This is a genomic window from Sphingobacterium sp. UBA7253, from assembly GCF_002472745.1.
GTDB classification, from domain to species: Bacteria; Bacteroidota; Bacteroidia; order Sphingobacteriales; family Sphingobacteriaceae; genus Sphingobacterium; species Sphingobacterium siyangense.
On record NZ_DKSP01000071.1, the window covers coordinates 1 to 3742 of the forward strand.

3 protein-coding genes are annotated in these 3742 nt (G+C 34.9%); all 3 read right to left on the bottom strand.

The annotated features are described in order from the left end of the window. A partial coding sequence (locus tag B2X72_RS07025) for a hypothetical protein (protein WP_286848782.1) occupies positions 1–319 on the bottom strand: 319 nt, incomplete at its 3' end. Positions 320–786: 467 nt separating this feature from the next. Continuing rightward, positions 787–2166, bottom strand: coding sequence for a hypothetical protein (locus tag B2X72_RS07030; protein WP_088160671.1), 1380 nt, complete (start codon positions 2164–2166; stop codon positions 787–789). A gap of 67 nt (positions 2167–2233) precedes the next feature. Continuing rightward, positions 2234–3742, bottom strand: a 1509-nt coding sequence (locus B2X72_RS07035; protein ID WP_286848785.1) for a TonB-dependent receptor domain-containing protein, incomplete at its 5' end; no start/stop codon positions are given.

Sequence of the window (3742 nt, forward strand, 5' to 3'; positions counted from 1 at the left end):
ATTTAGCTAATACAAAATCAAAGTTCATCCACACATCACTTGCATTTTTCTTAGTAACGCTAATTAGGGACAAATCCTTATCTTCTTTATCGATAATAAATTGGTCAGGGGGAGCTGAAAAGCTGAGCATCCCATTATGCTTTTCAGGGATGGTATAACTAAGTTTTGCTACATAATGTGTTTTCGTTCCTTCACTTAAATCTTGTACTCTATAATTGTAGACAAAAAATCTCAATACGCCAGAGTAAATATTATATAATACGAAAAAAGGAGTCTGTGCGGGCCTATCTGCTGTACCGAAGTCTTTCAAATATAGCACCCACCCCAATTCGGAACGATAGTCTCTATCGGAATTATTTAGTGGATTGCCAAAAGTATTCCAAGGTAATGGCCTTTCTATAGATGGACTAGGTTGATTATTGATTTTTGGTTTAAAATATAATTTAACTGTTGTTAAGGTAGGATCATCCCATTTCCAATTTTTATTAGCATTTTGTTCATTTGGGTTTGTTATTGCTGTAGCTTTTGTCTTTCCTGTTGTAGTACTTTCTTCAATCGTTTTTGTACTTTCGAATTTTTCATTCTTAGTACATGAAGATAAACATAAAAAACAAAGCTAGGGATGTTATCTTCAGAAGATTACTATTCCTGATTGAATTTTTTAATTTTTCTTTTCTCATAATTTTAAATTTATATTATTTGACTACACAAGGAAATATTCTAAAAGAGTTACAAAAAAATCCTGCTGAAAGCAGGATTTTCTATTTTACTAAACTATAATTTATTCTAGTATTTATTGTTTTTAGGATCCCAACTAGCCCAGCCTTTTGTCCAGTCTGTTGTAGTCCCCATTGCTCCAATAAACGTCTCTTTTGTTAAAGAAGCTAGATCTCCTTCATATTTCGCTTTTCCTAAAGCTGGTGAATCAGCTTTCAATAAAAGGTTCGGAGCTGCAATGGTTGTATTTGTAAGTCCAGCTGCAGCTAGATTAGCAACTGTAAAATCACCAAATCCATTTAAATAACCCGTTAAGTCAGCTACTGATGCAAACGATGTAACATCTTTTAAAACATAGTTTGCTTTATTACCAAATACCATATTATTTGAGAGAATTGAGCGACCTGCTTTCAATTCAGCAGCAGGGAAGTCCGAGTTAAACTCAATTCCAGCTGTTTTACCATCTACTATAATTGAATTTGCAAGAACCATACGGCTGTTTAGCCCAAAATGTACAGTAGCTCCGTGTTTATCAACATCGGTCCCCACTCCAGGCCCAATAAAAGTAAAGTTAGATAAGACTGGTCTAGAGTACATATTATTTGCCACAGCAGCCTTATTTTCTAGCTCAATTCCACGTGAAGTACCAGCTCCGTCAGAAATCATTGGATCTTTGATAGAAATTCCGTACTGGATTGCTCCGGTATAACCTTGGTCAAAATCGAAATCGTCATCAGTACCTCTATAAGCTATTAAATGAGATGCATTTACTGTCCCTCCGAAAAATTCGAAAGCATCATCCCCCCCATAAGAGACTTGAATATGGTGAATTTTAGTTTCAGAACCAACTGCACATAATGTTAATCCATTGATTTCTTTATCTGTTTGAATTGGGTTTCCAGCAAATTCGATACGTGCATAAGTTAACTCTCCAGAATTATCATTTAAAACCGGATTTGTTCCACCTCCGTACGTTGCAACCGTAGCACCTAATACACCACTTTCATATTGAGAGGTACCATCAGCAGAATTCACCTTAGATTTACCACAAATAATTATTCCTGACCAATCTCCCACGTTTCTATTTCCAGATGTTTGATCTGATGTAAAAACAATAGGATTTGTTGCTGTACCATTTGCTTTTAATTTGCCTCCTTTTTCAACAATCAGCGCAGCCTTCGTTGCTTTCTCTCCTTTTATGATAGTACCTGCTGGTATTTCCAAAGTTCCCCCATCCATTACCTGCACATAACCTCTTAACAAGTATGTTTTGGAAGCACTTAAAACTTTATTGCTCGTAATTTTCCCTTCAATTACCTCTACATCTCCACTTCCAGGGTTAGGATTAGGGTCAACTGGGCTTGGATCTGACTTACTGCAGCTTGCAATACTCATAGAAGTCGCTACTAAAGCTAACGCAAACCATTTTGAACTCATGTTTAATTTCATAATTTGTTTTTTTTTCAAAGCTACAAGCCAAGTGTAACCTTAATGTTAACTAATATTTATTTAATCTTTAAAATCTATAACCGAATGAGAGAGACACGTTTCTACCATATTGAATAGAATTTATTAAACGATCTCCCGCCTCATTGTACTTACCACTTTTATCTACGTCCTGATAGAAAATTGATTTGCTATCCAATAGATTGCCAATATTTAGCTTTAGTTCTGCTTTCTTAGAAATAATTTTTTTAGAGAGTTGAAAGTCCAAAACACTCCTTGGGGCCTCGAAAATGTCAGGATACTCACTTATAAAGTTTGCATTTTCATAACGCCCAAAACCTACTATATCGATTCTTCGACCGATACGATTAAAGAAAAGATTCGCATCAAAAAGACGGTCAGATGAATATTGAAGACCAAAGTTCAATAAGAACGGTGATTGCCCATACAATGACCTTTTGTTCTCCATCGTTGGTTGTGAACCTTCAAAATTCACCTCAGACTTCATAATTGCTGCATTTGTACTAAAAACCAAATTTTTGAAGAACTCTGCATCTGGATCAATAAATCCAAAGTCATGACGTATTTCAATTTCCCCACCTAGTATATATGCTTTTGGAGCATTGGTGAAAGACATTAACTTACTAGCAGGTGAAGATCCTGAGATAATATTTGATTCAATCGGATCTTTCAAATCTTTATAGAATGCCGAAACTGAGATCAATTTTCCAAGACTTGGATAAAATTCATAACGCAAATCAAAATTTGAGATTCTAGTTCTCTTAACATCAGGATTTCCTTTTTTTGTAATACCAGTCACAAAGTCATAAAAGGAAAAAGATGCCAATTCACGAAATTGCGCTCGCGCCAAGGTATTTGAAAAGCTAAATCGTAAATTAGTCTTTGGATTTAGTTCATATGTCAAGTTAAGTGATGGCAAAAAATCATTATATGTATTGTTTACATTATTTTCTTCACTGGAATTTAGGTTACCAGTTAACAATTTTTCCTTATAATTTTCGTAACGAACGCCTAAACTAGCTTTCAACTTTTCTGTAACTTTTCCAGAAAGCATGGCAAATGCAGCATTTAGATCCCCTGTACCTTCATAATAATTATCGGGATTAGTAATATCTTCCAAAACTAAAGTTTTATTTGAGATATTATCTGGAGCAAAAATTTTATCTAATGGCATCGCTAATAAATTCTTCTGATCAGCTGTACTTTCACTTAAATCTCTATATGCCAAAACTCGAGCATCAACCGTACGCTTTTTATTTTGTTTTAAAATTCCCGTTTTAAATGTTTGTTCCTGACCTAACAGCTTTGTTGATATAGACCAATTTACTGCCCCACCATAAATATTCTCATTCAAAGTGCTATAAAACCGTCCTGCTCCTGATGGAGAAGGGATTGTACCCACACTAGCAGAATATGGACTATTCGGATCACTACCTTCTTTTTTCGAATAAATTGTCCTTCGTAAATCTGGCTGATCCACATTGACATTACTATAAGAAAGATTCCAAGAAAGTTTGGATTGCTTATCGTTATTAAGTAAATACTCGCCATCGAAAAC